General features: G+C 47.0%; 1 pseudogene. It reads right to left on the bottom strand.

Going from position 1 to position 487, the window contains the following annotated elements:
- Nucleotides 1-487, bottom strand: a pseudogene (locus tag F8B77_RS17715) (hypothetical protein); the annotation flags it as partial.

The following is a 487-nucleotide window of genomic DNA, read 5'->3' as shown; positions in this document are numbered from 1 at the left end:
GCACTTATCGCACCGTAATTAGAGCTATCAGTGATGCTATGATTGATTGACGTCATCGTCCAACTGCCACTCCAATCAGGCTCTCCAGCCACCATAGCAACATCAAACACATACGCCATGGTAGGACCCATCATCACCACACGTTTTCCATCACCACTCATGACCATATCACTGGCATGATAAGTGGTTTGATTAGTGCGTAAAATCTTCACTTCTTGCCATGATGCCCCTGCGCGGCGATAAATATAAATCGCGCCACCATCATCAGTGGCTGAACTGGTGGTCGGCGCATCTCGCCCAAGTACCGCCACCGTCAAGCCATCGTCTGATATCGCCGTTGGCCAACCGTAGTAATCATTTTCATGCACATTAGAAGCTTTGAGATAATGGGTTAGCCCTTCACGTTTTTCTTTATCTAGATGACTGTTTAGATGGCTCAGAATATTACTGTTTACCGAGGTCACGCCTGCATTGGTGTAATCATCGA

This window comes from Aliivibrio finisterrensis (genome assembly GCF_008933155.1).
GTDB classification, from domain to species: Bacteria; Pseudomonadota; Gammaproteobacteria; order Enterobacterales; family Vibrionaceae; genus Aliivibrio; species Aliivibrio finisterrensis.
The sequence above is the reverse complement of the archived record's forward strand: the minus strand, read 5'-3'. Positions and strand labels throughout refer to the sequence as shown.